Source organism: Natrialba sp. PRR66, assembly GCF_034808065.1.
In the GTDB taxonomy this organism is placed as follows: domain Archaea; phylum Halobacteriota; class Halobacteria; order Halobacteriales; family Natrialbaceae; genus Natrialba; species Natrialba aegyptia.
Genome location: NZ_JAXHGN010000003.1, coordinates 215602 through 241024, shown reverse-complemented (window position 1 = coordinate 241024; position 25423 = coordinate 215602). Strand labels below are relative to the sequence as shown.

The following is a 25423-nucleotide window of genomic DNA, read 5'->3' as shown; positions in this document are numbered from 1 at the left end:
GAGACGAACGCGATCGATACAACCCACATCGAACTAGCGGACGCTGGCGGGACGGCGGGCGGTCTGTCGTCCGCGGCTTCGCTCACGCGCGGGAGTTTGTGGCACCCCTACGGTTCGAGTCGAAACCGTACCGTCGGCGAGCCGTCGAACTGCGGTCCTCGACCCTGTTTCTCGAAGCCGAGTTCTTCGGCGGCGGTCTCGATCGAGTTCGTCTCGGGGGCGACGAGTACTTCGACGGCCATCGACTCGCCCTCGGCGAATCGGACCGGCTCCGCGAGGAGGCGTTTGCAGGCGTCGCTCGTCCCGTCGAGTTGCGTGACGTGGACGGTGTCCTCGCGCGCGTCGAAGCTGATGAATCCGAGCAGGTCCTCGGGATCGGAGCCGCTGTACTGTGACTCTGAACTCGAGATGTCGGCGTTCGGGTCGCGGCTGCTGTCTTCTGCGACGCGGACAGTGCGGTCGTGGACGAGATTCTGCATCACGTCTGTCGGGGAGTCGGCGATTGCCGCCAGCGCGTCCGCGTCGGCTTCGAGTGCATCCCGTACGTTCATCAATGTGTGGTAATGGCATGCACAAATATAAATCCAAGCCGCGACGTGATCCGGTACTAGAACGATCGAAAATGGAGGTTTTCGGCGACCACAGGGCGATAGAACACCGGAAAAATACGTGAAAGGGGACACAGTTATCTGCCCGCTCTGGTAACGGGGGGAGTATGAGCCACGCCACCAGTATTCGCTCGCAGCCGCGTGTCGAGAACGAGGATGAGGTGTCGGTATGCGCGTTGTAGCCAAGTTCGGCGGGACGAGTTTGGGAAGCGGCGATCGGATCAATCGCGCTGCGGACTCCGTCGCCGCTGCCGTCGAGAACGGCCACGAAATCGCCGTCGTCGCGAGCGCGATGGGATCGACGACCGACGAACTGTTAGACGAGATCTCCTTCGAGACCGACGAGGCGGACCGCGCCCAGATCGTCAGTATGGGCGAACGGACCTCCGTTCGTATGCTCAAGGCCGCGCTTTCGGCCCGCGACATCGACGCCACATTCTTAGAGCCCGGCAGCGACGGCTGGCCGGTCGTCACGGACGAATACGGCGAGGTGGACGTTCCGGAGACCCGCCGGCGCGCGCGGACCGTTGCCGAGGGAATGGACGGGACGGTCCCGGTCATCACCGGCTTCCTCGCCGAAGGACCCGACGGATCGATTACGACGCTCGGCCGCGGCGGCAGCGACACCACCGCCGTCATGATGGGCAAGTACATGGACGCCGACGAGGTCGTCATCGTCACCGACGTCGAAGGCGTCATGACCGGCGATCCGCGGGTCGTCGAAGGCGCGCGAAACGTCGGCGAAATCTCCGTCGACGAACTGCGCAACCTCTCGTTCCGCGGGGCCGAAGTCGTCGCCCCTTCCGCGCTGTCGTACAAGGAAGGCGGCCTCGACGTTCGTGTCGTCCACTACCAACACGGCGATCTCCTCTCGGGCGGCACGAGCATCGAAGGCGAGTTCGAAAATCTCGTCGACCTGCGCGAGCGCCCCCTGGCCTGCCTAACCGTCGCCGGCCGCGCGATCCGCAACGAGCCGGGCATCTTCCATCACCTCTCGGCCGCGCTCAGCGAGAGCGACGTCAACATCGACGCCGTCGCTAGCGGCATGGACACCGTCACGTTCTACATCGACGAATCGGAGGCCGAACGCGCCGAGAACATTCTCCACCGCGAGGTCATCGCCCGGGACGAACTCTCGAGCGTGACCGTCGACTCGCCCGTGGCCGTCGTCCGCGTCACTGGCGGCGAACTGCCCAACCAGCCGGGGATCGTCAGCGAAATCGTCACCCCGCTCGCCGATGAACGGATCTTCCTGCAGGACGTTATCACGAGCGCGACCAGCGTCGCCCTTTTCGTCGACTGGGACGACCGCGAGAAGACCCTCGAGCTGACGCAAGACCTTTTCTAACGCGCACGGTCCTTCGGTCGACCTGCCCTCACGTTCTCCTTACAGTTCAGTCCGCTCTTTACCGTTCGGCTGTCCATACCTCCCCGCAGCCGCGCCGAATCCGATCTGCGAACCCGTGCACCACTGTCCTGACCTGTCCCCTGACTGCCGCCTCGCACCGTCGGCATCCAGGTCCCGTCAATCGATTTGATCACAATCGCGGCCGTGATACGGAGATAGTTATGGTCGCATACAAATCGAAAATGGTCGAACGGATTCGACTTCCCGCACGGAACCAGCGCGAACGCAATCTCGAAGCCGCCGGCTACAATCTCTTCAATCTCTCCTCGGACGACGTCTTCGTCGATCTGCTCACCGACAGCGGTACCGGTGCCATGAGCGACGCCCAATGGGCCGCGCTGATCCGCGGCGACGAATCCTACGCCGGCTCTCGGAGCTTCGCCGAACTCGAAGATGCAGTCATGGACGTGATGGGCTTTTCGAACGTCGTCCCAACCCATCAAGGTCGAGGCGCGGAGAACGTCCTCTACGGCACGCTCCTCTCGGCGGACGACGTTGCGCTCAACAACACCCACTTCGACACGACCCGCGCGCACGTCTCGAACCAGGGTGCTGACCCGGTCGATTGCCCCGTTGCCGTCGCTCACGATCCGGACTCCGAAGAACCGTTCAAGGGCAATTTCTCGCTCGAGCGTGCCCGCGCAGTCGTCGACGAGGTCGGTGCCAATCAGATCCCCCTCGTTATCCAGACCATCACGAACAACTCCGCTGCGGGCCAGGCCGTCAGCGTCGAAAACACCCGCCGAGTCCGCGAGTTCGCGAACGAAATCGACGCGACGTTCGTCATCGACGCCTGCCGGTTCGCGGAGAACGCCTACTTCGTCCGCCAGCGCGAGGACGAGTTCAGCGAGGCGACCATCGCGGATATCGCCCGCGAGCAACTCGGCTACGCCGACGCGCTCGTGATGAGCGGGAAGAAAGACGGCCTGGTGAACGCCGGCGGCTTCGTCGCGACGGACGACGACGCGCTGTTCGACCGCTGTAAGCAGCGCGCGATCCTCTACGAGGGCTTTCCGACGTACGGCGGCATGGCCGGGCGGGACGTCGCCGCCATGGCCGTCGGTCTCCGCGAGGCCGTCGATGAGGCCTATCTCGAGGACCGCATCGAGCAGGTCCGCGAGTTCGGCGCGCGACTCGCGGCGGCCGGCCTCCCGGTGTACACGCCGACCAGCGGGCACGCCGTCTACCTCGATGCCGGCGCTCTGTTCCCGCATCTCGATCCAGAGGAATTCCCCGGCCAGGCCCTCGTTTGTGAACTCTACCGGGAAGGCGGCGTTCGCGGCGTCGAACTCGGCAGTTTCGCGTTCCCGGACACCGATCGCCCCGAACTGGTTCGCCTCGCCGTCCCGCGTCGAACCTACCACCGCGAGCACTTCGAGCACGTCGTCGAGACCGCCGAAACCGTCCTCGAAAAGCGCGAGACGGTCACCGGACTCGAACTCGCGAGCGATCCCGCGATGCCCGAGATCAGACACTTCACGGCTGAACTCGAGCCGCGCTCGTCGTAGCGACGCCGTTCCCGCACGGCGTACATTCGTCTGCGGGTAGTCACGATGTCGAGTCTCGAGTCTTATATATCGAGGAGAGTCTCCGCAAGATCGAGACCGCTATCGATTCGGCAAGAGCCCCCGCGCTCGGTCGCGGACGGTCGGCTCCGGTTCCGACTGCGAGCGCCGGAACCCGCGTTTCGCAGCCGTTCGAACCGCCTCTTTCGCCGCTGCTGATTCCGCAGCGTCGAGCGCCCAGTCGGGAACCTGCGACTCGATTTCCGATCGTTTCTCCGCTTTTAGCTGACTGTATTTCCGGAGTGCGAGACCGATACCGATGAACAGGCCGGCATCGGTGAGTTCCTGTCGAAATCGATTCCTGTCGTCACGGACCGCGATCGCCTTGACCAGCGAGATCGCGCCGATCACGAGGTAGAGCTTCGATGTCCGTGACGGATCGCCGCTGAGTATCCGTTGTGCGATAGCCATGCGCAACGTCGTACCACACTCGTCGTCATAAAACTGCACCGAGTTCTCACGCACGCGAGAAGTCACTCAGGGAACTCGTTCGCCCACTCTCCAAGCCAGCCGTCGAGTTCACCGCGCAGGTCGTCGTACCCGAGCGTTACCGTTTCCGGCGGTTCCCGTGCGTACCTGGGGAATCGATCGTCGAGATCGACGAACTCGGGTTCGACGGCCGGAAACTGGACGTTTCGGGTCGCGAGTTCGGCCTGGGCTGCCGACGAGAGCAGGAGATCGACGAACTCGTAGGCGAGATCGGTTCGCGCGGCCTCCGCGAAGAGGGCGACGCCTTCGGTCTGTCGGTAGCCCGCCCCGTTCAGTGGGGCAATCCGATGGCGTCGCAGGTCCCTGTCGGCGGCGCTGGCGGCGACGCGGTCGGTCGAGTAGGAGACGACTAACGGCCGGTCACCGTCGAGATAGCTGTCCCTGTAGGCCTCGGTCCAGTGCTCGCAGAGCCGAACGCCATTGTCACGAAGGTCGCGCCAGTACGCCGTGAAGTCAGACCCGAACTCGGCGACGGTCCACAGCAGAAAGGCCCGACCCGGATCGGACGTTCGCGGATCCTGGGCCAACAGCGCGTCTCGGAACCGGCCTGCGAGCAGGTCGTCGAACGTCTCCGGCGGCCGTTCGAGTTCGATGGCGTCGTAGACGAGCGTGATGTAACCGGTGTCGACCGGGAGCGCTCTGTCGCGCGGCTCCGCGAACTCGAGAGCGTCCCGCACGCGGTCCGCGTAGTCGAGTCGGCTTCGATCGAGGGACGCGAACAGCCGCGTTTCGTCGTCGAGTGTAGCATCGACCAGCGCGAGTTCGGCTGCGGTGAGCCCGAGAACCACGTCAGCGCCGACATCGGCACCGAGCTGGGCTCGCCGGATGTACTGGTCGATGCCCGATTCTGGAACGTGCCACTCGACTTCTTCGCTGAACTCGTCCGCGACGGTTTCTCGAAGCCACTCGCCGGCGGGTGTCGGGCCTGTTGCCATCGAGGAGTAAGTGACGACCCGGAGCGGTCCCTCGTCCACGGCCGGGTCGTCGGTTTCGCCGTTGCGAGTGAGACAGCCGGCGAGTCCGGCAACTGCCCCGCCGCCGACGCCGCGGACGAAGACCCGTCGGTTCATCAGTGTCCCCCTATGACGGGTGGGGTTAAGGACCTGTCCCGATTCGGAACGGTCTCGCTCGGCGGTATCGACTCTTTCGACCACCGACACTTTTCTCGTTGCCCGTCGTCCGTACGGTATGGTTAGTGGTCGAACCGTCATCCACGCGTTCATCGGTGCCGTTGCCGCCGTGATCCTCTCGTTCGTTCCCGTCTCGACCGTACTCGGGGGTGCGATCGCCGGGTTTCTCGAGGGGCCGGACACTCGAGACGGGGCGATCGCCGGCGCGCTCGCGGGTGCCATCACGTTCGTTCCGTTCGCCGGAATCGCCCTCCTCGTCCTGGGATTCATCGGACTCGGAATCGGCGCTGCCGTTCCGGCCGAAGGCTTCGCGATCGTGTTTTTCGCTTTCGCGATGATCTCGATGGTTGTCCTGCTCTATACCGTCGGCTTCTCGTTACTCGGCGGGATGCTCGGTTCGTACCTCGCACGCGAATATCCCGAGAAACGAGCGCGCACGCACCGGACGATCGGCACGGACCGCCGTAATCGGCGACGCCACGATCGACACTCGCGCCGCTCACGGAACGCACACGCTCGTTCTGACTCACGGCACGAAGCCGAGGCCTCGCGGTCTCGCCCCGACGATGCTGGCGAGTTCACCCGCGCCCAGCCTCGCTCTCGGTCCCAGTCTCGGTCCGAAGAGCCACGCGAGCACCGCTCGGACGCGGAGCGAACGCGAACTCGTGACCGGACAGAATCGGACGTTCGCTGGCACGAATCTCGTGATGAGGAATCCGAATCCGGACCCGAACCGGAATCCGACTCGCGCTCCGACAGTGACGAAACCCATGAGTCTGAACTCGAGTGATCGCTCGATGGCGACTCACTCGTAGCGAAGCGCGTCGATCGGATCGGTTCGCGCCGCCCGCCAGGCCGGATAGAGCCCCGAGAGAACGCCGACGAGGACGCCGACGGCGATTGCGAGGGCGACGTAGCCGTAGGGGTAGACCAGCGGAATATCGATGTACCAGGTTCCGGCGTAGCCGACGAGGAGCCCGAGGGCGGTTCCGAGTATCGCACCGATGACGCCGAGCACGACGGCTTCCGTCAGGAACAGTCCCAGGATGTCCCGGTTCTGTGCGCCGACGGCTTTCATGATCCCGATTTCGCGCGTTCGTTCGGTGACGCTGACCAGCATGATATTCGCGATGCCGATCGATCCGACGACGAGCGAGATGGCGGCGATGCCGACGATGAAACTCTGAAGCAAGTCGAGTACGTCCTGTAATTGCTGCAGTAACTCGGTGCTCGTTTGCATGGTCACCGCGAGTTCGTCGCCGAGCAGTTCGCTCGCATCGGAATCGTCGCTCTCGAGGTACCCGAGTGCGCTCTCGCGGGCGCGGTCGACGTCGGCGTCGTCGGCCGATTCGGCCTGGACGACGATCGCGAGAAAGAGCGCGTCCTCGCCGACGCCGGTGCCGCCTCCGGCGCTCGAACCGTTCTCCGAGGCGTTCTCGCCCCCGAGCCCCGCCGTCGCGCCCTCGACTTCCTCGGTGTAGTACGGGTCGGTCGGGACGTAGACTCGCGGCGACGGCTCGAACCCCTCGAACGGGCTCAACCCCTCGGAGGTGTCGGTGATACCGACGACGGTGACGGTCGTCCGCTGGCCGCCCTGTAACGCGATCGTCAATTCGTCGCCGACGGAGATGGTTTCCTCGAACTGGCCCGCGACGGCGGGGTTGATCACCGCTTCGCGCTCGCCCATCTCGAACTGCCGCCCCTCCTCCAGCGTGTCCGGTCTAATGTAGGGCGGTCCGGCGGCCACGAGCGCGTCGCTCTGGGGCGTGAGTTCGCCCTCGTACGCGAGCGCCTGCGTCGAGATCGGCATGTAGCCGTAGGCTGCGTCGACGCCATCGCGCTCGCTGACCGTATCGAGGTCGTTTTGACTGAACACCGGTTGGGCCCCGGCAAGCGGCCCGCCCTCGGTGTCGGGATCGGCGGCCCAGCCGTAGAGGTTCCGCTGATCGTCCGGACTGATATCGCCGACCAGCCCGGCCTGCAGGCTCGCTCCGAGCGTGACGAACGCGATGACCGCCGCGATCCCGATGACGATTCCGAGCGTCGTCAGCGCCGACCGGAGCCGGTGACTGCGGATCGCCCGCCAGGCGAGCCGACCGAACTCGAGCGGGCGCATCAGCGATCGGCTCCGGACGCCGCTCCCGTCCCGTCGACGCCGTCTCGTTGCCCCTGGGCTACGTCCGAATCGCGGCCGGCGTCCTCGAGTTCTTCGACGCGCTCGATCTTCCCGTCTAACAGGTGGACGATCCGCTCGGCGCGCTCGGCGACGTGGCGCTCGTGGGTGACGACGAGCATCGTCGTTCCTGCGTCGTAGAACTCGTCGAAGAGATCGAGCACGTCGGCTTCCGTGTCGGTATCCAGGTTTCCGGAGGGTTCGTCGGCCAGGACGATCGTGGGGTCGTTCACCAGCGCGCGAGCGAGGGCGACGCGTTGGCGTTGGCCGCCGGAGAGTTCGTTCGGCATGTGGTCGGTTCGGTCGCCGAGTCCCACGCGCTCCAGCAACTCGCGTGCGCGATCGCGGCGTGTGCTACGGCCGACGCCTTGGAAGAGTTGGGGGAGCGCGACGTTTTCGAGAGCGGACAGGCGCGGCATCAGGTTGAACGTCTGGAAGACGAAGCCGACGGTGGTGCCGCGGAGGGTCGTTCGCTCGCGGTCGTCGAGCGTCGTCACGTCCTCGCCGCCGACGACGACGGTGCCGTCGGTCGGCGTGTCGAGACAGCCGACGAGGTTCATCAGGGTCGATTTCCCGGAGCCGCTCGGTCCCATGATCGCGGTGTAGGTGCCCCGCGGGATCTCGAGCGTGACGCCGTCGAGTGCGTGAACCGGTTCGCCCAGTTGGTAGGTCTTCCGGACGTTCTGCAGGCTGACTGCGGTCCCCGTCGCCATGGGCGTTCGACGACAGGCGAAATAAAAAAGCTTCGCCGCTCTGTGGCGTTCGTCTCTCCCTGCGACCGGGGAAACCGATCGATAGCAACAAAACGTTGATAGTCAGTCTTGACAGAATACGAACGAATGAGCGAGCGCCGCCCCGAGGACCCTCCCGCGACCGAGTCAGATCCCTCGCCTGACAGCGTCACTATCGAAGACGACGGTCTGCTCCGCTGGTTGCTGCGGTCGGACGAGGGTGCCGTCGTCATCGTCCGGGATGTCGCGAGTACCGTTGCAATCGTCGCGCTGATCGGTCTGGTGCTGTTCGCCGCAAGCGGCGTCTGGCCGCCGCTGGTCGCCGTCGAGAGCGGGAGTATGGAACCCAACATGCACACCGGGGATCTCGTGTTCGTCGTCGACGACGACCGATTCGGCGGCGAGAACGCCGTCGACGGAACCGGCGTCGTCACGCTCGAGGACGGGCAACACGGCGGCGGTACGCACTTCGGTCGACCCGGCGACGTCATCGTCTTCGCCCCCGACGGCGACGCGAGCGAGACGCCGGTGATCCACCGCGCTCGCTTCTGGGTCGAAGCGGGCGAAAACTGGGTCGAGACGAAAGCCGACGCGGACGCGCTCGACGGAAGAACGTGCGCCGACCTGTCTTCCTGCCCCGCTCCCCACGACGGGTTCGTGACGAAAGGCGACGCGAACGGCCTGTACGATCAAGTTGACGGACAGTATGCCAAGACGACCGTCGTCAAACCGGACTGGATCTCCAGCAAGGCTGCGTTTCGGATTCCCTGGCTCGGCCGCGTTCGACTCGCGTTCGATTCCCTGTTTGCCGTCGTAACTCCTCAGCCGCTCTCCGGACCGTTCTCGTCGCCGATACTGTGGCCGTAACGATCGCAGGCCACAGCCACAACGACGGCCACAGTGACTCACGCCGGCTGCTCGACACGAGATGTACAACGTTTTTCCCCTCGCCGCCCGCCTGAGAAACCAGAGCATGAAGACGGAGGGCGGCAGCGAGACGGCGAAACGAAACGCGGGCGAACGCGCGGCCGAGGAGGTGACTGACGGCTCCGTCGTCGGTCTCGGCACCGGCTCGACGGCCGCCTACGCTATCGAAGCTATCGGTCAGGCCGTCCACGATGGCCTCGACGTGCAGGGTATTCCCACCTCGTTCCAGTCCCGACAACTGGCACTCGAGGTCGGCATCCCGCTGACCAGCCTCGACGCCGTCGATGGCGTCGACCTCGCGATCGACGGGGCCGACCAGGTCCGTGATGATCCCTCTCCGAACGCGGACGCAGATTCGAACGCAACGACCGACGCAGACGCGAACGCAACCGCAGACACCGCCAGCGCGCTCATCAAGGGCGGCGGCGGCGCACACGCCCGCGAAAAGCTCGTCGCCGCCGCGGCCGACCGCTTCGTCGTCGTCGCCGACCCCTCGAAACTCGTCCCTGAACTCGATCGATCCGTTCCAGTCGAAATCCTCCCCGCCGCTCACACGACCGTCGCCGAGCGCGTCCGCGAACTCGGCGGCGAGCCGACGCTTCGCGATGCCGAACACAAGGACGGCCCCGTCGTCACCGACAACGGCAACCTGATACTTGACGTCGCCTTCGGTCCGATCGACTCGCCGGCCGAACTCGCGCCGACGCTCGCTGCGATCCCCGGCGTCGTCGAACACGGACTGTTCATCGGGCTAGCCGACGCGACCTACGTTGGCACTGCCGACGGCGTCGAGAAGCGGACGTACTGACGCGCCTTAGTTGTCTCCCGTCGCGTTCTCTTCCTGCATCGGCGTCGCCACTCGTCTCGCACCCAGCGCCGCGACGAGATAGCACGCCCCCAGCACCCGAGTCAGCGGAACGACCCACGAGTTCACCTCGAGTTCGGCGGCGTTCTCGTAGGAACTCGCGAGCCCGAACTCGAGGGCCGATCGCGGGAACAGGGCCATCACCGCGCCGAGTGCGGCGAACAGCGGCCGGACGAACGCCGGTGGGCCGTCAGCACGCGCGGCGAACCAGGCGAAGAGGAGGCCTTCGAGTCGAGCGATCGGGATCGTCCACCGCCGAAGCCGTCCCGCCTCGGGGTTCTCGAACGCGAGGCGTTCGGCCGGCTCGATGATCCGGTTCGGTGCGATGGCTTCGAGCAGTCCGGCTACGATTACGAGCGCTCGCGTTCGGTGCATACCTCTCACGTCGACGAGAGGGACCAAAAAGATCACTCGCACGGAGAGGGGCGCAGAGAGGTGTTGAACTCGAAACGTGGGTGTGTCTGTGTCTGTATCTGTATTTGTATCTACGCGTCTTCGCCGCCCGTTGCTGTCGAATCACCGTTTACGGGGCGTGCGAGGGCGACGACGAGCAGGTAGAGCACCCCGAGTAGTCGCGTCGCGGGGACTACCCACGATTTCAACTCGAGTTCGGCCGTATTCTCGTAGACCAGCGACTGACTGAGTTCGATGATCGGACGTGGGAGCACGACGAGAATCGTGCCGGCCAGTCCCAGCAGTGCGGTGATGACGGTCGATCCGTCCCGTCCGCGGAGAAGCGCCCAGACGAAGACCAGTCCTTCGAGTCTGGCACCCCAGAGCGCCTGCGGACGGCGCTCGGTTGCGGACGGATTCTCGAGACCGATCCGCTCGCACGCCTCGATGACCGGTCGTGGCTTGGCGAGTTCGGCGAGTCCGAAGCCGAGTAAGAGCTTGCGAAGCATGCTCGAGGGTGTACACCGACCAGCCACAAAAACGCGGCTCCGGCCCTTGCTCGGTACCGGCCCCGTCGGCTCGCGAGGCGTGCGCTCGAATGGACACCTTTTCAATACCGTCCTCCCACCTTCCGGTGGAGACGATTCGATGCCCGAGACATCCGACAGGAAAGACGATCACATCCGTATCATCGAGGAGAAAGACGTCGAGACAGCCGGGACGGGATTCGCCGACGTCGACCTCGTCCACGAAGCACTGCCGGAGATTCACCGCGACGAAATCGACACGACGACGACGCTGTTCGGGCACGAGTTAGCGGCCCCGATCGTCATCGAGAGCATGACCGGCGGCCACGCGAACACGACGAAGCTCAACCGGGCGCTCGCCGAAGCGGCCCAGGAGACGAACGTCGCCATGGGCGTTGGCAGCCAGCGCGCCGGGCTCGAACTCGACGACGAGGACGTCCTCGAATCCTATACCGTCGTTCGCGAGGTCGCCCCCGACGCCCTCCTGTACGGCAACGTCGGGGCGGCACAGCTGCTCGAGTACGACGTCGCCGATGTCGAGGCGGCCGTCGAGATGATCGACGCCGACGCGATGGCCGTCCACCTGAACTTCCTTCAGGAGGCCGTCCAGCCGGAAGGCGACGTCGACGCGCGCGGTTGTCTCGCCGAAATCGAACGCGTCGCGAGCGAACTCTCGGTGCCGGTCGTCGTCAAGGAGACGGGCAACGGCATCTCGCGGGCGACTGCGACACGGCTCACCGACGCCGGCGTCGACGCCATCGACGTCGCCGGACAGGGCGGGACGACCTGGTCGGGCATCGAATCCTACCGTGCGGCTGCAGTCGGTGCTTCCCGACAGGAACAGGTCGGCCAACTCTTTCGCGCGTGGGGCGTTCCGACCGCAGTCAGCACGATCGAGTCCGCAACAGTCCACGACTGCGTGATCGCAAGCGGCGGCGTTCGCTCCGGACTTGACATCGCCAAGGCGATCGCCCTCGGCGCTCGCGCCGGCGGCCTCGCAAAACCGTTCCTCGGGCCGGCGGGACAGGGAACCGATGCCGTCGTCGATCTGATCGAGACGCTCACACTCGAACTGACCACGGCGATGTTCGTCACTGGCTCGGCGTCGATCGCTGAACTCCAGGAGACCGACTACGTCGTCTGCGGGCGGACGAAGGAGTACCTCGACGAACGGTCCGGTAACGACGCGTAACCCCCGTCTCTCTCCTGTTTCAGCCTGCGAATGCTGCTACTCTGTCGTGTTAGTACTGCTCTGCCAGCACGAGGTGCAACCAGGAGCTATCGCTCTCCAACGTAGCGCGCGAAAAAATTGTTTTGACGGTACCCTTACAGGTCGCGCGGCTGGACCGTCTTCCGGTCGTTGGCCTCTGCGCGTCGGGCAGCGTCGGCGAGCAGTTCGTCGACTTCCTCGTCGAGTGCGTCGTAGAAGTCGGAGGCGACGTTCTTGTCATCGAGCGCTTCCTTCACAGCAGCTTTGACGATAAGGTCTGCCATACGATGTAGCGGTTCCTTCTTCCATATTATAAAGGCTTTGGTTGTTCACGGAAATACCGGGGCTGGAGCGGTTGCGACGGCCGTTTCGACACCCGAATCCACCGGAAAGTATATGACTTATGAATCTGCGAACTGGGATTCGCCCCGCTCGAGTTCACGATTCCCGCTCGCGCGCGCCGTTGGGCGCTCTCGCGCGCACTTTCGAAATCCCATCTCGCAGGTCGACGGATTCGAGTAGCGGGACGACCCAGTAGCGATATGCGCGAACTCCTCGAAGCCGTCGCAGACGGCTCGATGTCGCCGGCAGCGGCGGAAGCCGAACTCAACGGCTACGTGACCAGCGAAGCGGGGCGTTTCGACGCGGCGCGCCAGCAACGGCGAGGGATCCCCGAAGCGATCTTCGCCGAAGGCAAATCCGCGGCGCAGGTCGTCGCACTCGCCGAAACCGCGCTCGAGACGACCGGGCGAGCGCTGCTTACCCGCGTCGATGACGAGCGGGCGACGGCGCTTCGGGCGGCGCTTTCCGATAGCAACCCCGAGGCGACCATCGAGCGCCGGCATTCGACCGTCCGCGTGCTCGCCCCGACGTACGACCCACCTGAACTCGATGCGACCGTCGGAATCGTCACTGGCGGGACGGTCGACGAACCGGTGGCTGACGAGGCAGAAGTCGTCTGTTTGGACGCGGGCGCGACGGTCGATAGAGTCGACGATATCGGCGTGGCGTCGCTCGCTCGGACGCTCGATCAGGTCGATCGCTTCCGCGGGGCTGACGTGTTGATCGTCGCTGCCGGACGCGAGGGGGCGCTCCCGACTGTCGTTGCCGGACTCGTCGATACGCCGGTTATCGCCGTTCCGGTCGATAGCGGGTACGGCTACGGCGGTGATGGAGACGCAGCCCTCGCCGGCATGCTCCAGTCCTGTACGGTTCTGTCCGTCGTCAACATCGACGCTGGATTCGTCGCTGGTGCCCAGGCAGTTTTGATTTCGCGCGCGATTGATCGTGCCCGAAGCTAATATTGTTTTCGAGTAGAAAAATCATTCTTTCCTGCCCCAAACTCTTGGGCTTGATCTAGGAAGGATTTTTATCTACTCTCCGAATAGTACTACCTGCCGGCGTTCGCCGGTGTGACCAATGCCCACGTGTGATCACTGCGATGCGCACGTTTCCGAACGGTTCGCTCGCGTGTTCGCCGACGAGCACGGAGAGATCCTCGCCTGCATTAGCTGTTCAGCCAACGCAGGAATCGCCGAAGCCGCACGCGAACGTGCGAATCGACCCTCCCACGACTGACGCGATCCGTCGAGAACCGCCCGTCCCGACCGACGAGTTCGTCTTCGGACGAGTTCGAGTTCCTTTTCGGATCTCCCGCCGTACGGTCGATCGATGTCGGAGCGCGATTCCCGGGGTGACGCTGCAGTCGGACCCGATTCTCGTCCAGCCAGTGGCAGTCACATCGTCTATGTCCTCGAATGTGCGGATAACTCGCTGTACACCGGCTACACGACGGACCTCGAACGGCGCATCGGTGAACACAATGCGGGCGACGGCGCGAAGTATACCCGCGGCCGCACGCCCGTCAAACTACGCCATCATGAGCGGTATGAAACGCGCTCTGCGGCTTTGTCTCGCGAGTACGAAATCAAGCAACTTTCGCGCGCACAGAAAGAACACCTCGTCAGGCTCGACGGCGAGTGATTCAGCCGTCCGCCTCCGTACGCGGGGAACTCACGTCCGGGTCGATGAACGCGTACTCGACGAGCATTCGGCCGAGTTTTTCGACGCGTTCCTGTAACTTCTCCTCGTCGAATACCCGTCCGTCGATCGCATCAGGTCCCGTGTCGTCGACGAACCGACTCGACGCGTTGCGGATGCCGACCTGATGGGGCAGTACCCAGCCGTGCACCCCTCGAACGGTGATTCGGAGGTGATCGAGCGTCGAGCCGTAACTCCCGCCGCCGGCGGTCGCGAGCAGCCCAACGGTCGTGTCCTCGTACTCGTCCCAGCCACAGTAGTCGTGAAAGTTCTTCAACGCTCCCGAGTACGAGCCGTGGTACACTGGCGTTCCGAGCGCGACGGCATCCGCTTCCCGCATGAGTGCGGTGACCTCGCGACTATCACCCTGGTCGCCGATATCGGGATCGTACAGCGGGAGATCGACTTCACGAAGATCGAGGAGCGTCGTCTCGGCACCCGCCTCGGCGGCGGCTCGAAGGACGTACTGGAGTGCGGTTCGGGTATAGCTTCTCTCGCGGAGGCTGCCGCTGACCGCGAGAACTGACGGTGTCGGGCGGCTCATGAGTCCGTCTTGGAGCGGCATCCGGAAAATGTCGTTGTTACTCGTCGGTTTTGCCCATTGCTCGTCTCACGGCCTTCGATTTCTCTGCACGGCCCGCGATCTCGGGGGAGTCAGCAGCGTCGCTTTTTTCGCACCCGACGGTGAGAACCGGATATGGACACGGACACGGACGCCATCACCTTCGGCACCGACGGCTGGCGGGCGACGCTCGAGGAGTTCACGACGCCGCGCGTCCGAACCGTCGGCCAGGCGGTCGCGACGTATCTCACCGACGAAGGACGGACCGCCCCCGTCGTGATCGGCTACGACGCCCGCGAGACCTCTCGCGGCTTCGCGGAAGAACTCGCGCGGGTCCTCTGTGCGAACGGATTCGACGTCCTCTTGCCCGAGCGGGACCGGCCGACACCGCTCGTGGCACACGCGATCGTCGAGCGCGACCTTGCGGGCGGGTTCGCCGTCACGGCGTCGCACAACCCGCCGGAGTACAACGGCGTGAAGTTCATCCCGCACACCGGCGCGCCGGCGCTACCCGCCGTCACGGACGCGATCGCGGATCGACTCGCGGAGCCCCGCTCGCTACCGGAACGCGATCACGGCACCGTCCGCGAGGTCGACCTCGCAACACCCCACGCCGATGCTGCGTTCGAACTCGTCTCGTCGATCACCCGCGGCGACAGCAATGGCGACGGCGAGAACGAAGACCAAGACCAGGACCAGGACCAGGACCAGGACGACCTCGATCGTTCCGATACCGATCTGACCGTCGCTTACGACGCCATGCACGGCAGCGGCCGCGGGACGACAGACACTGCGCTCGAACGGGCCGGTCTCGCCGTCGACCGCCTGCGCTGCGAGCGCGACCCCACCTTCGGCGGCGGCGCACCCGAACCGGCCGCCGAGAACCTCGCCGAACTGATCGAACTCGTCACCGATCCCGACAGCACTCCTGAACTCGGCCTGGCGAACGACGGCGACGCGGACCGGCTCGCCGTCGTCACGCCCGATCGCGGCTATCTCGACGAAAACCTCTTTTTCGCCGCGCTGTACGACTACCTGCTCGAATCCGACGCGGGCCCGGCCGTCCGCTCGGTCTCGACGACGTACCTGATCGACCGCGTCGCCGAGGCCCACGGGGAACCCGTCCACGAGGTCCCCGTCGGCTTCAAGTGGGTCGCTCAGGCGATGGCCGACCACGACGCTCTCGTCGGCGGCGAGGAATCGGGCGGCTTCACCGTCCGCGGCCACGTCCGCGAGAAGGACGGCATCCTCATGGCCTTGCTCGCAGCCGCGATGCACGCCGCCGAACCGATCGACGACCGAGTCGACCGACTGCTCGCCGAACACGGCACCGTCGTCCAGGACAAGACCAGCGTCGACTGCCCCGACGACGAGAAAACGCGTGTGCTCTCCGAACTCGAAACCGAGATTCCGGACGCCGTCGCCGGAACGGAAGTCGCAGATGTCAACACCGCAGACGGGTTCAAACTCCTGCTCGAAGACGGCTCCTGGCTGCTCGTCCGCCCGAGCGGAACGGAGCCCGTGCTGCGAGTCTACGCCGAGGCCGAAACTGAAGACCGGGTTCAGACCCTGCTCGTGGCCGGCACGGAACTCGTCGAGCCGCTCGTCTAACGGCCTGCAGTCGGTGAACCGATCGATCGACACGCCGGCTGGTTGCGAGTTCCGGGCCTGCACTTACCGGCTTCCTTACCGATAGCATACGCATATGCCCCACCGAAACGAGGACGCAGCCTACACCGAACTCACACCCGATACCTGGCACCAGAACGACGAGGGCAACTACTACATCGACTGTCCAGAATGTGGTTCCGCGGCCACGCTGATGAACGTCGTCCAGCATGGCCGCTGCAACGGCTACCTCGACCAACGGGAGGGCGAAACTGAACTCGACGAAGAAGACATGGGCTGTACGGCGAAGCTCTGGTTCGAACTGGGGTACGTTTCCGATCCGGATTCTGATTCCGACCCCACCGCCGACGCCCTAACTGATGAGCCGACATCTGAACTCGACGTAGAATCCGACGACGGCGTCCCGGCCGAGGGCGAACCCGCAGGCACCGACGGAACCGTCGACGACGAGTAACGGCCGCTCGACCGCTTTGATTCCCCAGTGCTCTCTCGGCGTCGTCTCCGTCGCCACGGTCGATCGCGAACTTCTCTCGTCGTCGCTCGCCGTCGCCTCTCTCAGTCGTCGATGCGCCGTGCGGGAACCCCCGCAACCGTCACACCGGGCTCAACGTCGTCGGTAACGACCGACCCAGCGCCGACCGCCGCGTTCTCTCCGATCGTAATGTCGCCGAGAAGCGTCGCTCGTGCGCCGATTTTCACCCCGTCTTCGACCGTTGGATGCCGCTTGACGCGTTCGTTCGTGTCCCCACCGAGCGTGACGCCGTGGTACATATGCACGTCGTCGCCGACCTCGGCCGTTTCACCGATAACGACGCCCATCCCGTGATCGATCGTCACCCGCTGGCCGATCGTCGCCGCAGGGTGGATCTCGACGCCCGTCAGGTGCCGCACGATATGGGACAACAACCGGGCGAGGAGTCGAAACCCACCGTTCCAGAGCCGATGTGTAATCCTGTAGCCCCAGATAGCGTGCACACCGGGATAGGTAAGTGCGACCTCAAAACACCGGCGCGCGGCCGGATCGCGGTCACACATCGCCCGCGTGTCCTCACGAAGTCGGTCGAACATTTGCCCCCGTGTTCGCGTTCAGCGCGACCGTCTGCTCGGCGTGACGACCCTGTCGAACCCGAGTCTGGCCCCACGTGGACCGACAACACCGACCCTCGACGTGACGCGGTTGCGTCCTGCCAATACACGCGAGGCCGCCGGTAACAACCATACTCGCAACTTTACCCGTGGCCCGCCTAAAGGATTCGATTCGCCCATTCTCCGTGCCACCGCTGCCATCAGCCGACATCCTCACACGCTCCGTGACACTGCTGTCGCCCCCTGACACCGCTGCCGCCGGACGACACACCTGCACTCGCTGTGACTTACTCCCCGCGAGCGAGTCGCGTTCCGATTCGCTCCGGAAGCCCCGCCTCCGTGATCGCCTGCTGGACCGCCTCGATGTCGTACTCGACGCGGTGCGTCTCGACGGTCAGCGCCGCCAGATCGACCACCGCATAGCCCGCCCGCGGATCACCATCTCGCGGTTGGCCGACGCTTCCCGGATTAACGACGATTCCCTCCGCGTACTGTGCAGCCCCCTGTACGTGCGTATGCCCGAGCACCAGCACGTCCTCATCGCCGAGCAGACCCGCGCTGAACTCGTCCGGATACGTATACCGAGCGTAACGCTGTGGATCGTCCGGATGTCCGTGCACCAGTTTGACGCGCCCGCTGCACTCGGTTCGTTCCGTCGGTAGCTCACCGAGCCACGCCAGTTGGTCCGCCGCGAGTTCCGCGTTCGCGTACTCGACCCCCGCACGGGCCATTCCGTTGAACCGAAACGGCGTCTCCCCGACGACGGCGGCGTCGTGGTTCCCGAGCACAGTCGGCACGTCTCGCCGGCGCAACTCGTCGACACAATCGCCCGGCCAGGGGTTGTACCCGACCACGTCGCCCGCACAGGCGAGTTCATCGACCGGCGGCATATCCTCGAGTACGGTTTCGAGTGCGACCCGATTGCCGTGGATATCCGAGATGAGCCCGACCTTCATGTGCCACTATAGCTATCCGAAGCCGTTTGTAGGTTAGCCGTGATTCGGGATTCGGGATCCGTGATCACGGATTCCGGCAGCGAGAACCCGGCGAGAAGCGCTAGTCTCCGTTCTCGATCGCCGTTTCGAACCCGTCATCAGTCCGTGCCACACCCGCCGCACAGATCGCGTGTTCGAACTCGAGTTCGTAACTCTCGCTGGCGGCCGTCCCGGCGCTGTCCGCGGTGAACTCGATCGGCTCGGGCGCGTTCTTCTCGTAGGTCGCAACGAGCGTCGGTTCGTCGACGGGTTCGACGAGCAGCGCGTCCTTGCGAACGGTGCCGATCAGCGCCTCGCCGTCGTCACCGATCGTCGCCGCGATCCGGGGGGTGTTGTAGTCGTCCTTTTCGTAATCGAGTGCGAGCAGGCTCTCGGCGAGCGCGTCGCGGGCCGGGTAGCCGCGTTCGAGTTTCTCCGCGATCGGATCGACGTGCGAGCCGTTGCCGAACGCGGCCGTCTGGCCGGTCGGCGTGCCGACGACGCGCAGGCAGTTGTAGGAGACGTATGGATTGTCCGTCTCGGGGGCATCTGCCGTGGGACCCACCGTGAGCGCGTCCTCTCTGGCGGTGATCTCGCGGTTCGGGAACGAGCGCGAGGAGACGCGGTACGCGCCGACCTCGGGCCCGACGACGACGAATCGTCCGACGTACGTACTCATGCCCGAATGTGAACCGGTGGGCGGAATAGTGGTATCGGTTCGAACTCGCGCTGAACGATTGCCGGAGCGGTACTGACGTTTATATACAAATCCACAGCAAACTGGGTGTGACGACCGAAGCGGAGTGTCTCGACTCGTTACGACGAGCCGCCGAGCAACTGGGTGAATCCTCGACGAAAGCGCAGTACGAAGCACTCGGGTTGCGGCCGGCGTCTGCGACGATCATTCGAACGTGCGGTGGCTGGAACGATGCGAAAAAACGAGCCGGTCTGGAAACCTCGCATTCGCGCGGAACTCGCGTCGATCCGAAGCCGGCTGCTGTCAACCTTCCCTCGGGAACGTCGTGGGATGAACTCTCCGTGGATCAGCGGTGGCACTATCGAAACCGTGACCGAAACGCGGAACGAACGTTACGTCGCCGCTCTCAACTGCGATCCTGGCTCGCCGAACAAAAGCGAGAACGCGGCTGTTCACGGTGCGGTGTCGATACTGCGGCGTGTCTCGATTTCCATCATACCGATGCGACGACGAAGATGATGGCAGTCGGACGGATGGTAACATTTGGGTACGGAAAGGATGAACTCCGTAACGAAATCAAGAAGTGTGTGGTAGTCTGTGCGAACTGCCACCGTACGATCCACTATGACCCGCCGAAACGAAAACTCCGAAAATGGGTTGCCGAACAGAAACGCGCTGCTGGCTGCAATCAGTGTAGTACGTCTGACCCCGCACGTTTAGATTTTCATCACGTTAGCGATGAGAAGGAAACGACAGTTGCGACATTGATTTCGGACGATCGGTCAAAAGACCGAATACGGTCCGAGATCGATCGCTGTCGCGTTCTCTGTGCGAACTGTCATCGAAAGGAACATCGAAACTAGATCCGCGTTCTCGGCCGTTAGTTGTCGAATTTAGTCGGGTTCACGTTCCGGTCCCTGTTGGCGGTCGAGTTCGTAACACTCTAATACGAACCCCAACTATCATCTGGTACATCGTCGGTAATCGGTGCCGTCGAAAACATGTCAGTCCATTAGGGTAGTGGCCAATCCTGAAGCCTTCTGGGGGCTTCGACCCTGGTTCGAATCCAGGATGGACTACTTCTCTCACATTTCACTTCGAGTTCTCCGACAGTACCGTCTCCGGATCTCCAGTTGAAACGAAGGGGTATACACCAATCGTTCCGCCACCAGAAGCCATATCTCTCTCACCGCTATAAACGAAATATGAATCGACGGACGGTCCTCGCCGTCAGTGGGGCGACGACGATCGGCGTGATCTCAGGCTGTCTCGGTGATGACAGTAATGCGACCGCAGCGAACGAATTCGACTACGAACTGAAATCGACACCCAGTGGCATCGACGTTCCGCTCGTACCGGTCCGAGACGCCTACCAGTGGTACAAAAACGATGAGGCGAAGTTCGCGGACGCGCGCACTCGAAATCAGTACGAGGAACGGCGGATCAAAGGCGCCGTCTTCTCACCGGCAGATGACGCTGGCGACGTCGAGGAGGATCCGGTCGAGGAATGGTCGACCGATACCCGGATCGTCACCTACTGTGCGTGTCCACATCACCTGTCCTCTCAGCGTGCCGCCTCTCTGATCGATGCGGGATACGAACACACGTACGCGATCAACGAGGGACTCGGCGGATGGATCAATGGCGGCTACCCGCTCAAGGGGTCAATGGTTGACGCCGAATGGGAACTGTACGAGATCGACGGAACGGCCGATTCTGAGTACGCCGGTGAGATGGTTCGACTTGAGCAGATCGAGGAGAACCGCGTCGAAGTAGCGCCGATCCAGGATGACGGCTCATACACGCTCCAGTTACACTATGCGGGGTCGACGGACTCACAGTTCAGAGTCGAGGCGCCCGACTACACCGTCGAGGGTACCCTTGAGGAACTGACGAGCGAAATGATTAGCGGCTGACGCTACGACTCGGGCCGGTCGTACGCGTCCTCGCGTTCGAGTTCGCCGCGCTCGCGCAACACCTCAGGCGTCCGGCAGATACCGGGGGCGCCTGTCACCTGCGGCACCGTACAGTTGTTACAGCTCTCACAGAGAACCCGCATGCGGTCGTGCTCTCTCCCCTCGGCTCCGTCCCCTAGTAGCCGCGCTCCCAACCGGGGTTCAGCGTAGAAGGGACGGGCCATGCCGACCATGTCGCAGGCGGGTTGTTCGTCGCCGGTACCGCTGTCAGCTCTGGGGTCTCCGCTCGAGCCGAGCAGGCGGTCCATCTCCGTGCGGTCGCGAATCCCGCCCTCTGCGAGCACCGGAATCGACACCCGCTCGCGGACCCGCCGGCAGAAGTCCTCGTTCCACGCCGGTTCGAAGTCGTACTGCAGCGACTGCACGCGGTTGGCGAGCGCGACGAGTCGCTTCCGGGTCGCGCCGCCGAACGCCGCGTCGTACTCCTCCTGTAGCCGTTCGTTTTCCCACGCCCGAGCCGGATACTCGCCGCGGATGATACTCATGTCCCAGACGACCGACGTCTGTACGGGGACCACCGCGTCGTAGCCGATCCGTTCGAGCCGCCGCGCGAGTTCAACGCCGTCTCCCAGCGAGAGTTTCCGGCGGACGACGGGCGGGGCGGGGGTCTCCGCCGGTACCTTCGTTAGTAGCGGTACGTCTCCCGCTCGCTCTCGAATCTCGTCGTGAACCAGCGCAAGGAACTCGAGGCGGGACTCGGGCGAGCCGCCGAACTCGTCCTCGCGGCGGTTGTAGAACGGCGAGAGGAACTGCTGGACGATCCCCATGTTCGCTCCCGCGAGGTGGATACCATCGTAACCCGCCTCGACCGCGCGCGCCGCCGCGCGGCCGAAGTCGGCCGCGAGTTCGTAGACTTCGTCGGTCGAGAGTACGTGCGGCTCGAACGCGAGGAATCCCAGCCGGTCCAGCACTCGCAGTTGCCAGGGCGGCGTCGATACCGCGAGCTGTTCGAGTTCGGAATTTGCTCGCCTGAACTCGGCGTGCCAGGTTTCCATGCTCCGGAGGCCGCCGTGTTCGAGTTGGAGGACGATACGGCTGCCATGGTCGTGGATGCGGTCGGTCAGCCGCGAGAGCTGGGAGACGAACGCGGGGTCGTGGACGCGGGTCATGCCGGGTGCGGCGCAGCCGCCGTCGCCGCGGACGATGGTTGCGCCCTGGCAGATGAGGCCGACGCCGGATTCGGCGGCCGGTTCGAGGTCGTCGATCAACGTGTCGACGGCGTCAGGGCCGGTGCCCGCACACTCGAGTAACGGAGCGCGATAGAGCCGGTTCGGGACGGTGAGACCGCCAATGTCGATGGGATCCTCGAGCGTGGCCATCCGTGGTGTTGTCGGCGTTTCGACGGGAACGACCAAGAGTATACCGTCGCTACCAGCCAATTGCTGCCGGCTCACCGAGTGGGTCGCGAGTGCTTACTTTCCAACGTCGAGTAGGGCCACGCGCTCGCCGACCAGCGCCGCGAGCGAGGCGTCCGTCGCGGCCCGTTCGGCGTCCGTGATGTCGAAGAACGTCTGCAGAACGTCTTCGTCTTGTTGATCGAGCGTCGGCTCGGTTCCCGCGAACGCCTCGAGTTCGGTCACCGCGGTGCGGGCGGCGTCGAGGTTGCTCTCGTTTTTGGGGCCGGCGTGGTCGATGAGCACGACGGCTCGATTCTCGCCCTCGTCGACGCCCATCTCGAGTGCGCGGTCGATCTGGCGGCGACCGGCGGCGTACAGGAGGATCTCGACGGCGCGGTCGTGGGCGACGTTCTCGCCCCGGTCGGTCGCGCGGTCGGCGCGTTCGACGGCGCGTTCGAGGTGCGCGCGGTCGGCGACGTATCGCGCGTCGAAGGCCTGGAGCGTCGTGCCGTCTCGCTCGCCGATCGCGGTCAGGTCCGCGACGAACGAATCGAGATCGTCGATGTCGAGGCGGCATTCGAGCAGGTCCATCAGAAGTCACCCAGGCTGGATTGGCTATCGTCCGCCTCGTCGTCGCTCTTGCTCGCGGCCGCGTCAGTTTCGCCTCCGTCACTCGAGTCAGTTGCCGAGGCGGAGCCGCCGTCGATCGGAACCGGCTCGACGCCGTCCATCGATGGGTCCTCGTGGCCGGCGCTTTCGAGGATATTCTCGGCCGTCTTCTCGCCCTTGAGAACATGCAAGATGATTCCCTTGTCGGCCGTTCGCAGATCTGCAGGTTCCTCGATACCAGCCTCGTAGAGTCGGCGAGCACGCTTTCGGCCGATACCGCTCACCGAGACGAGTTCGAGGAGTTCCTCGCCGACGCCGTGTTCGACGCGGGTGCGGGCCTCGCGGACGGCGACGGTCCACTCGCTGTCGATCTCGGCTGCGAGCGATTCGGCGGCTCCGAGCAGCCACTCGGCGGTGTCGACCTTGCCGCGGAGGTCGCCGGGGCCGATCTTGTAGCGTTCGGTGATCGTCTCCTCGTCGTCCTCCGTGGCCCAGTCCTCGAGCAACTTTCCCGTCTTCAGCGCGGCGAGCCAGTCCTCGAAGCGGTCCTCCTCGAACTCGCTAGGCGCGTCGCCCAGCAGTTCTGCCTCGCGCTCGTAGTAGAGTTCGCCGAACTTCTCGTCTTCGCCCGAGCGCAAGTAGAGTTCGTACATGTCGGGCGTACGCGAGACGAGTTGGTAGAGGCCAAGGGCGGTCGGGCGGTCGTCGGCGTCGTCGAGGCCGTGGACGATTTCGGCGGCGCTCATCGGATCGAGATAGAGCCGGGAGACGGTGTGGCCGAGGCTGGTGGCCTCGAGTTCTTCGTCCCGGCCGGTCGCGCTCTCGCTCCCGTCGCCGTCGGCCAGATCGGCCGCCGACGTGAACGCGCTCGCCGCGTCGGCGTCGGTGCCGAGGGTGTCTTCTAATCCGCCACTGGACTCCGAGGCGAGTGGCCGCTCGCGCTCGATGAAGTCGTTACGCTCGAGGTAGTCGAGTACGTCGTCGGTCACTCGCTCGAGGCGTCCGGCCTCGCTCGACTGGCTGGCGTAGAGGGTGGCTTCGAGGAACTCGAGGAGGCCTTCTCGCGTGCGGGCGAAGCCGGAGGCGATGGTCGCGAGCACGTGGGTTCGCAGCGCGGGCTCGGCGGCCAGTTTCGAGCGGACCGGCTCCGGATCGGCCCAGACGTACCGGTCGAACAGTTCCTCGCTCTCGTCGTGGTTTTTCGCGAGCAGGACGGCCTCGCCGTAGGGGTCGAGCCCCGGGCGGCCGGCCCGGCCCATCATCTGGTGGACTTCGAGCACGTCGAGCGGGCTCATTCCACCCGCGCTGGGGTCGAAGCGCCGCCAGTCGCGCACGATGACGCGGCGGGCGGGCGTGTTCACGCCGGCGGCGAGCGTCGGCGTCGCGGAGATCACTTTGAGGAGGCGGTCGCGGAAGGCGTCCTCGACCAGGCTGCGCTGGGTACTCGAGAGGCCGGCGTGGTGAAAGGCCGACCCGCGTTCGACGCAGTCGGCGAGATCCTGACTCGTTTCCGTGTCGCTGTCCTCGCGGATTTCCGCGGCCAGTTCCTCCAGGTCGGCCCGCTCGCCGGCAGTTAGCTCCCGGCTCGAGACCTTCCCGAGACGGCGGGCGGCGGCCTCTGCGTTGCGCCGCGAGTTCACGAAGACGAGCGAGGAGCCGCCCTCCTGCAGGATGTCCCGGACGAGCGCGGCCTCCTGTTTCTCGCCGCCGTCGACGGGCACCTCCCGGGTCGAGCCGTCGTCGAAGTTCAGGGCGTTGCCGTAGTGGACGCCCATCTGGAGGTCGATCGGCCGCCAGTCGGTATCGACGAGGGAGGCGTCGAGCCAGTCGGCGAGTTCGTCCGCGTTGCCGACGGTCGCCGAGAGGGCGACGACCTGCAGTTGCGGGTTTAGTCGGCGGAGTTTGGCGAGGGTGACCTCGAGCGTGGGACCGCGGTTTCGGTCGTCGATGAGATGGACCTCGTCGCTGACGACGCAGGTGAGATCGGAGAGCCAGTCTGCGCCGTTGCGCACGAGCGAGTCGACCTTCTCGCTGGTCGCGACGACGATGTCCTTGGTCGCGAGCCAGTCGCTCGTGCTCTCGTAGTTGCCGGTCGCGACGCCCGTCGTCACGCCGAACTCTTCGTAGGCGTCGAACTCGGCCTTTTTCTCGCTGGCCAGGGCACGCAGGGGGACGATGTACAGCGCCTTCCCGCCGCGTTTGACGGCGGAGAGCATCGACAGCGCGGCGATCATCGTTTTGCCGCTGGCGGTGGGGACGGCGGCGACGAGATTCTCCCCGTCGGTTGCACCGGCCTCGACGGCCTCGGCTTGTGGCGGGTAGAGTTCCTCGATGCCGTCCCGCTGGAAGTGCGAAATCGCCCCGGGCGGGAGCCCCGACAGCTCCTCGACGTTCATTACCCGTGATTGGCGCGTCCCGGGGTTTAAACTGTCGTCTTCCGGGTCGCGTCGTGCTCGCCTTTCGCCGGCCGAGCAGTTGTCCTCGGTG

At 64.7% G+C, this 25423-nt stretch carries 28 protein-coding genes and 1 tRNA gene; 14 read left to right on the top strand and 15 right to left on the bottom strand.

Annotation, left to right across the window (positions count from 1 at the left end):
* Positions 1-107: 107 nt before the first annotated feature.
* Positions 108-551: a hypothetical protein gene (locus SM755_RS11650; RefSeq protein ID WP_323172804.1), complete on the bottom strand. Its 444-nt coding sequence runs from the start codon at positions 549-551 to the stop codon at positions 108-110.
* Positions 552-777: 226 nt separating this feature from the next.
* Here SM755_RS11650 and SM755_RS11645 point away from each other — a divergent pair, with 226 nt between their 5' ends.
* Both SM755_RS11645 and SM755_RS11640 read left to right on the top strand, forming a co-directional pair.
* On the top strand, positions 778-1956 hold the full coding sequence (locus SM755_RS11645) for an aspartate kinase (RefSeq protein ID WP_323172803.1): 1179 nt from the start codon (positions 778-780) through the stop codon (positions 1954-1956).
* Between the two features lie 221 nt (positions 1957-2177).
* Positions 2178-3524: a tryptophanase gene (locus tag SM755_RS11640; RefSeq protein ID WP_323172802.1), complete on the top strand. Its 1347-nt coding sequence runs from the start codon at positions 2178-2180 to the stop codon at positions 3522-3524.
* Positions 3525-3623: 99 nt separating this feature from the next.
* Here SM755_RS11640 and SM755_RS11635 read toward each other — a convergent pair whose 3' ends face one another.
* Positions 3624-3992 (bottom strand): hypothetical protein, encoded by a 369-nt coding sequence (locus tag SM755_RS11635; protein WP_323172801.1) that lies wholly within the window; start codon positions 3990-3992, stop codon positions 3624-3626.
* A 62-nt stretch (positions 3993-4054) separates the two neighbouring features.
* Positions 4055-5140, bottom strand: a complete 1086-nt coding sequence (locus tag SM755_RS11630) for a thiamine ABC transporter substrate-binding protein (protein ID WP_323172800.1) — start codon at positions 5138-5140, stop codon at positions 4055-4057.
* Positions 5141-5258: 118 nt separating this feature from the next.
* On the opposite strand from SM755_RS11630, the gene SM755_RS11625 reads away from it, so the two are divergent.
* Positions 5259-5990 carry a DUF5518 domain-containing protein gene (locus SM755_RS11625; RefSeq protein ID WP_323172799.1) on the top strand — a complete coding sequence of 244 codons (732 nt, stop codon included), beginning with the start codon at positions 5259-5261 and terminating at the stop codon, positions 5988-5990.
* A gap of 15 nt (positions 5991-6005) precedes the next feature.
* Here the strand turns inward: SM755_RS11625 and SM755_RS11620 are convergent, their stop codons facing one another.
* Positions 6006-7316 carry an ABC transporter permease gene (locus tag SM755_RS11620; protein WP_323172798.1) on the bottom strand — a complete coding sequence of 437 codons (1311 nt, stop codon included), beginning with the start codon at positions 7314-7316 and terminating at the stop codon, positions 6006-6008.
* Positions 7316-8086, bottom strand: coding sequence for an ABC transporter ATP-binding protein (locus SM755_RS11615; protein ID WP_323172797.1), 771 nt, complete (start codon positions 8084-8086; stop codon positions 7316-7318). Before SM755_RS11615 ends, SM755_RS11620 begins: the two co-directional genes overlap by 1 nt.
* A 126-nt stretch (positions 8087-8212) precedes the next feature.
* On the opposite strand from SM755_RS11615, the gene SM755_RS11610 reads away from it, so the two are divergent.
* Positions 8213-8971, top strand: coding sequence for a S26 family signal peptidase (locus SM755_RS11610; protein WP_323172796.1), 759 nt, complete (start codon positions 8213-8215; stop codon positions 8969-8971).
* A 106-nt stretch (positions 8972-9077) separates the two neighbouring features.
* Positions 9078-9839, top strand: a complete 762-nt coding sequence (gene rpiA, locus SM755_RS11605) for a ribose 5-phosphate isomerase A (protein WP_323172795.1) — start codon at positions 9078-9080, stop codon at positions 9837-9839.
* Positions 9840-9845: 6 nt separating this feature from the next.
* On the opposite strand, the gene SM755_RS11600 is transcribed toward rpiA, so the two are convergent.
* Together SM755_RS11600 and SM755_RS11595 are read right to left on the bottom strand one after the other, a co-directional pair.
* Positions 9846-10271: a hypothetical protein gene (locus tag SM755_RS11600; protein WP_323172794.1), complete on the bottom strand. Its 426-nt coding sequence runs from the start codon at positions 10269-10271 to the stop codon at positions 9846-9848.
* Positions 10272-10381: 110 nt separating this feature from the next.
* Positions 10382-10798 carry a hypothetical protein gene (locus SM755_RS11595; protein ID WP_323172793.1) on the bottom strand — a complete coding sequence of 139 codons (417 nt, stop codon included), beginning with the start codon at positions 10796-10798 and terminating at the stop codon, positions 10382-10384.
* 139 nt (positions 10799-10937) lie between these two features.
* On the opposite strand from SM755_RS11595, the gene fni reads away from it, so the two are divergent.
* Complete coding sequence (gene fni / locus SM755_RS11590) at positions 10938-12008, top strand: type 2 isopentenyl-diphosphate Delta-isomerase (protein ID WP_323172792.1); 1071 nt, start codon at positions 10938-10940, stop codon at positions 12006-12008.
* A 134-nt stretch (positions 12009-12142) separates the two neighbouring features.
* Here fni and SM755_RS11585 read toward each other — a convergent pair whose 3' ends face one another.
* Positions 12143-12310 (bottom strand): DUF1931 family protein, encoded by a 168-nt coding sequence (locus SM755_RS11585; RefSeq protein ID WP_006665251.1) that lies wholly within the window; start codon positions 12308-12310, stop codon positions 12143-12145.
* Between the two features lie 258 nt (positions 12311-12568).
* Between SM755_RS11585 and larB the strand changes: the two genes are divergently transcribed.
* The 3 genes from larB (at position 12569) to SM755_RS11570 (ending at position 14009) form a co-directional block, all read left to right on the top strand.
* On the top strand, positions 12569-13327 hold the full coding sequence (gene larB, locus SM755_RS11580) for a nickel pincer cofactor biosynthesis protein LarB (RefSeq protein WP_323172791.1): 759 nt from the start codon (positions 12569-12571) through the stop codon (positions 13325-13327).
* A gap of 118 nt (positions 13328-13445) precedes the next feature.
* Positions 13446-13604, top strand: coding sequence for a hypothetical protein (locus SM755_RS11575; RefSeq protein ID WP_006665253.1), 159 nt, complete (start codon positions 13446-13448; stop codon positions 13602-13604).
* 93 nt (positions 13605-13697) lie between these two features.
* Positions 13698-14009, top strand: a complete 312-nt coding sequence (locus tag SM755_RS11570; RefSeq protein ID WP_323172790.1) for a GIY-YIG nuclease family protein — start codon at positions 13698-13700, stop codon at positions 14007-14009.
* 1 nt (position 14010) lies between these two features.
* Here the strand turns inward: SM755_RS11570 and SM755_RS11565 are convergent, their stop codons facing one another.
* Positions 14011-14610 (bottom strand): NADPH-dependent FMN reductase, encoded by a 600-nt coding sequence (locus tag SM755_RS11565; protein WP_323172789.1) that lies wholly within the window; start codon positions 14608-14610, stop codon positions 14011-14013.
* Between the two features lie 153 nt (positions 14611-14763).
* On the opposite strand from SM755_RS11565, the gene SM755_RS11560 reads away from it, so the two are divergent.
* Entirely contained in the window at positions 14764-16239 is a 1476-nt protein-coding gene (locus tag SM755_RS11560; RefSeq protein WP_323172788.1) for a phosphoglucomutase/phosphomannomutase family protein, read from the top strand.
* Positions 16240-16333: 94 nt separating this feature from the next.
* On the top strand, positions 16334-16711 hold the full coding sequence (locus tag SM755_RS11555; protein ID WP_323172787.1) for a hypothetical protein: 378 nt from the start codon (positions 16334-16336) through the stop codon (positions 16709-16711).
* 101 nt (positions 16712-16812) lie between these two features.
* On the opposite strand, the gene cysE is transcribed toward SM755_RS11555, so the two are convergent.
* The 3 genes from cysE to SM755_RS11540 all read right to left on the bottom strand — a co-directional run bounded on the left by cysE (position 16813) and on the right by SM755_RS11540 (position 18996).
* A complete protein-coding gene (gene cysE, locus SM755_RS11550; protein WP_006665258.1) occupies positions 16813-17325 on the bottom strand; it encodes a serine O-acetyltransferase in 513 nt (170 codons plus the stop codon).
* Between the two features lie 305 nt (positions 17326-17630).
* Positions 17631-18299, bottom strand: a complete 669-nt coding sequence (locus tag SM755_RS11545) for a metallophosphoesterase family protein (RefSeq protein ID WP_323172786.1) — start codon at positions 18297-18299, stop codon at positions 17631-17633.
* Positions 18300-18399: 100 nt separating this feature from the next.
* On the bottom strand, positions 18400-18996 hold the full coding sequence (locus SM755_RS11540; protein ID WP_323172785.1) for an IMP cyclohydrolase: 597 nt from the start codon (positions 18994-18996) through the stop codon (positions 18400-18402).
* Between the two features lie 107 nt (positions 18997-19103).
* On the opposite strand from SM755_RS11540, the gene SM755_RS11535 reads away from it, so the two are divergent.
* The 3 genes from SM755_RS11535 (at position 19104) to SM755_RS11525 (ending at position 20930) form a co-directional block, all read left to right on the top strand.
* A complete protein-coding gene (locus tag SM755_RS11535; RefSeq protein WP_323172784.1) occupies positions 19104-19877 on the top strand; it encodes a homing endonuclease associated repeat-containing protein in 774 nt (257 codons plus the stop codon).
* A 143-nt stretch (positions 19878-20020) separates the two neighbouring features.
* Positions 20021-20093 (top strand) — tRNA-Gln (locus SM755_RS11530).
* Positions 20094-20219: 126 nt separating this feature from the next.
* The gene (locus tag SM755_RS11525; protein WP_323172783.1) at positions 20220-20930 is read left to right on the top strand and encodes a rhodanese-like domain-containing protein; all 711 of its coding nucleotides are present in this window, start codon (positions 20220-20222) and stop codon (positions 20928-20930) included.
* 2 nt (positions 20931-20932) lie between these two features.
* Here the strand turns inward: SM755_RS11525 and SM755_RS11520 are convergent, their stop codons facing one another.
* The 3 genes from SM755_RS11520 to SM755_RS11510 form a co-directional block, all read right to left on the bottom strand.
* The gene (locus SM755_RS11520) at positions 20933-22309 is read right to left on the bottom strand and encodes an NADH:flavin oxidoreductase (RefSeq protein WP_323173223.1); all 1377 of its coding nucleotides are present in this window, start codon (positions 22307-22309) and stop codon (positions 20933-20935) included.
* A 93-nt stretch (positions 22310-22402) separates the two neighbouring features.
* Positions 22403-22918, bottom strand: a complete 516-nt coding sequence (gene cgi121 / locus SM755_RS11515; protein ID WP_323172782.1) for a KEOPS complex subunit Cgi121 — start codon at positions 22916-22918, stop codon at positions 22403-22405.
* The gene (locus SM755_RS11510) at positions 22918-25332 is read right to left on the bottom strand and encodes an ATP-dependent DNA helicase (RefSeq protein WP_323172781.1); all 2415 of its coding nucleotides are present in this window, start codon (positions 25330-25332) and stop codon (positions 22918-22920) included. Before SM755_RS11510 ends, cgi121 begins: the two co-directional genes overlap by 1 nt.
* Positions 25333-25423 lie beyond the last annotated feature (91 nt).

Excerpts from the sequence above, each read along its gene's own strand:
- SM755_RS11635 (WP_323172801.1), bottom strand. The coding sequence starts at position 3,992 with ATGGCTATCGCACAACGGATACTCAGCGGCGATCCGTCACGGACATCG.
- larB (WP_323172791.1), top strand. The coding sequence starts at position 12,569 with ATGCGCGAACTCCTCGAAGCCGTCGCAGACGGCTCGATGTCGCCGGCA.
- SM755_RS11510 (WP_323172781.1), bottom strand. The coding sequence starts at position 25,332 with ATGAACGTCGAGGAGCTGTCGGGGCTCCCGCCCGGGGCGATTTCGCAC.
- rpiA (WP_323172795.1), top strand. The coding sequence starts at position 9,078 with ATGAAGACGGAGGGCGGCAGCGAGACGGCGAAACGAAACGCGGGCGAA.
- SM755_RS11610 (WP_323172796.1), top strand. The coding sequence starts at position 8,213 with ATGAGCGAGCGCCGCCCCGAGGACCCTCCCGCGACCGAGTCAGATCCC.
- SM755_RS11540 (WP_323172785.1), bottom strand. The coding sequence starts at position 18,996 with ATGAGTACGTACGTCGGACGATTCGTCGTCGTCGGGCCCGAGGTCGGC.
- SM755_RS11525 (WP_323172783.1), top strand. The coding sequence starts at position 20,220 with ATGAATCGACGGACGGTCCTCGCCGTCAGTGGGGCGACGACGATCGGC.
- SM755_RS11645 (WP_323172803.1), top strand. The coding sequence starts at position 778 with ATGCGCGTTGTAGCCAAGTTCGGCGGGACGAGTTTGGGAAGCGGCGAT.
- cysE (WP_006665258.1), bottom strand. The coding sequence starts at position 17,325 with ATGTTCGACCGACTTCGTGAGGACACGCGGGCGATGTGTGACCGCGAT.
- SM755_RS11640 (WP_323172802.1), top strand. The coding sequence starts at position 2,178 with ATGGTCGCATACAAATCGAAAATGGTCGAACGGATTCGACTTCCCGCA.
- SM755_RS11520 (WP_323173223.1), bottom strand. The coding sequence starts at position 22,309 with ATGGCCACGCTCGAGGATCCCATCGACATTGGCGGTCTCACCGTCCCG.
- SM755_RS11615 (WP_323172797.1), bottom strand. The coding sequence starts at position 8,086 with ATGGCGACGGGGACCGCAGTCAGCCTGCAGAACGTCCGGAAGACCTAC.
- fni (WP_323172792.1), top strand. The coding sequence starts at position 10,938 with ATGCCCGAGACATCCGACAGGAAAGACGATCACATCCGTATCATCGAG.
- SM755_RS11630 (WP_323172800.1), bottom strand. The coding sequence starts at position 5,140 with ATGAACCGACGGGTCTTCGTCCGCGGCGTCGGCGGCGGGGCAGTTGCC.
- SM755_RS11585 (WP_006665251.1), bottom strand. The coding sequence starts at position 12,310 with ATGGCAGACCTTATCGTCAAAGCTGCTGTGAAGGAAGCGCTCGATGAC.
- SM755_RS11545 (WP_323172786.1), bottom strand. The coding sequence starts at position 18,299 with ATGAAGGTCGGGCTCATCTCGGATATCCACGGCAATCGGGTCGCACTC.
- SM755_RS11650 (WP_323172804.1), bottom strand. The coding sequence starts at position 551 with ATGAACGTACGGGATGCACTCGAAGCCGACGCGGACGCGCTGGCGGCA.
- SM755_RS11620 (WP_323172798.1), bottom strand. The coding sequence starts at position 7,316 with ATGCGCCCGCTCGAGTTCGGTCGGCTCGCCTGGCGGGCGATCCGCAGT.
- SM755_RS11555 (WP_323172787.1), top strand. The coding sequence starts at position 16,334 with ATGCCCCACCGAAACGAGGACGCAGCCTACACCGAACTCACACCCGAT.
- SM755_RS11595 (WP_323172793.1), bottom strand. The coding sequence starts at position 10,798 with ATGCTTCGCAAGCTCTTACTCGGCTTCGGACTCGCCGAACTCGCCAAG.
- SM755_RS11560 (WP_323172788.1), top strand. The coding sequence starts at position 14,764 with ATGGACACGGACACGGACGCCATCACCTTCGGCACCGACGGCTGGCGG.
- SM755_RS11565 (WP_323172789.1), bottom strand. The coding sequence starts at position 14,610 with ATGAGCCGCCCGACACCGTCAGTTCTCGCGGTCAGCGGCAGCCTCCGC.
- SM755_RS11600 (WP_323172794.1), bottom strand. The coding sequence starts at position 10,271 with ATGCACCGAACGCGAGCGCTCGTAATCGTAGCCGGACTGCTCGAAGCC.
- SM755_RS11625 (WP_323172799.1), top strand. The coding sequence starts at position 5,259 with ATGGTTAGTGGTCGAACCGTCATCCACGCGTTCATCGGTGCCGTTGCC.
- SM755_RS11575 (WP_006665253.1), top strand. The coding sequence starts at position 13,446 with ATGCCCACGTGTGATCACTGCGATGCGCACGTTTCCGAACGGTTCGCT.
- SM755_RS11570 (WP_323172790.1), top strand. The coding sequence starts at position 13,698 with ATGTCGGAGCGCGATTCCCGGGGTGACGCTGCAGTCGGACCCGATTCT.
- cgi121 (WP_323172782.1), bottom strand. The coding sequence starts at position 22,918 with ATGGACCTGCTCGAATGCCGCCTCGACATCGACGATCTCGATTCGTTC.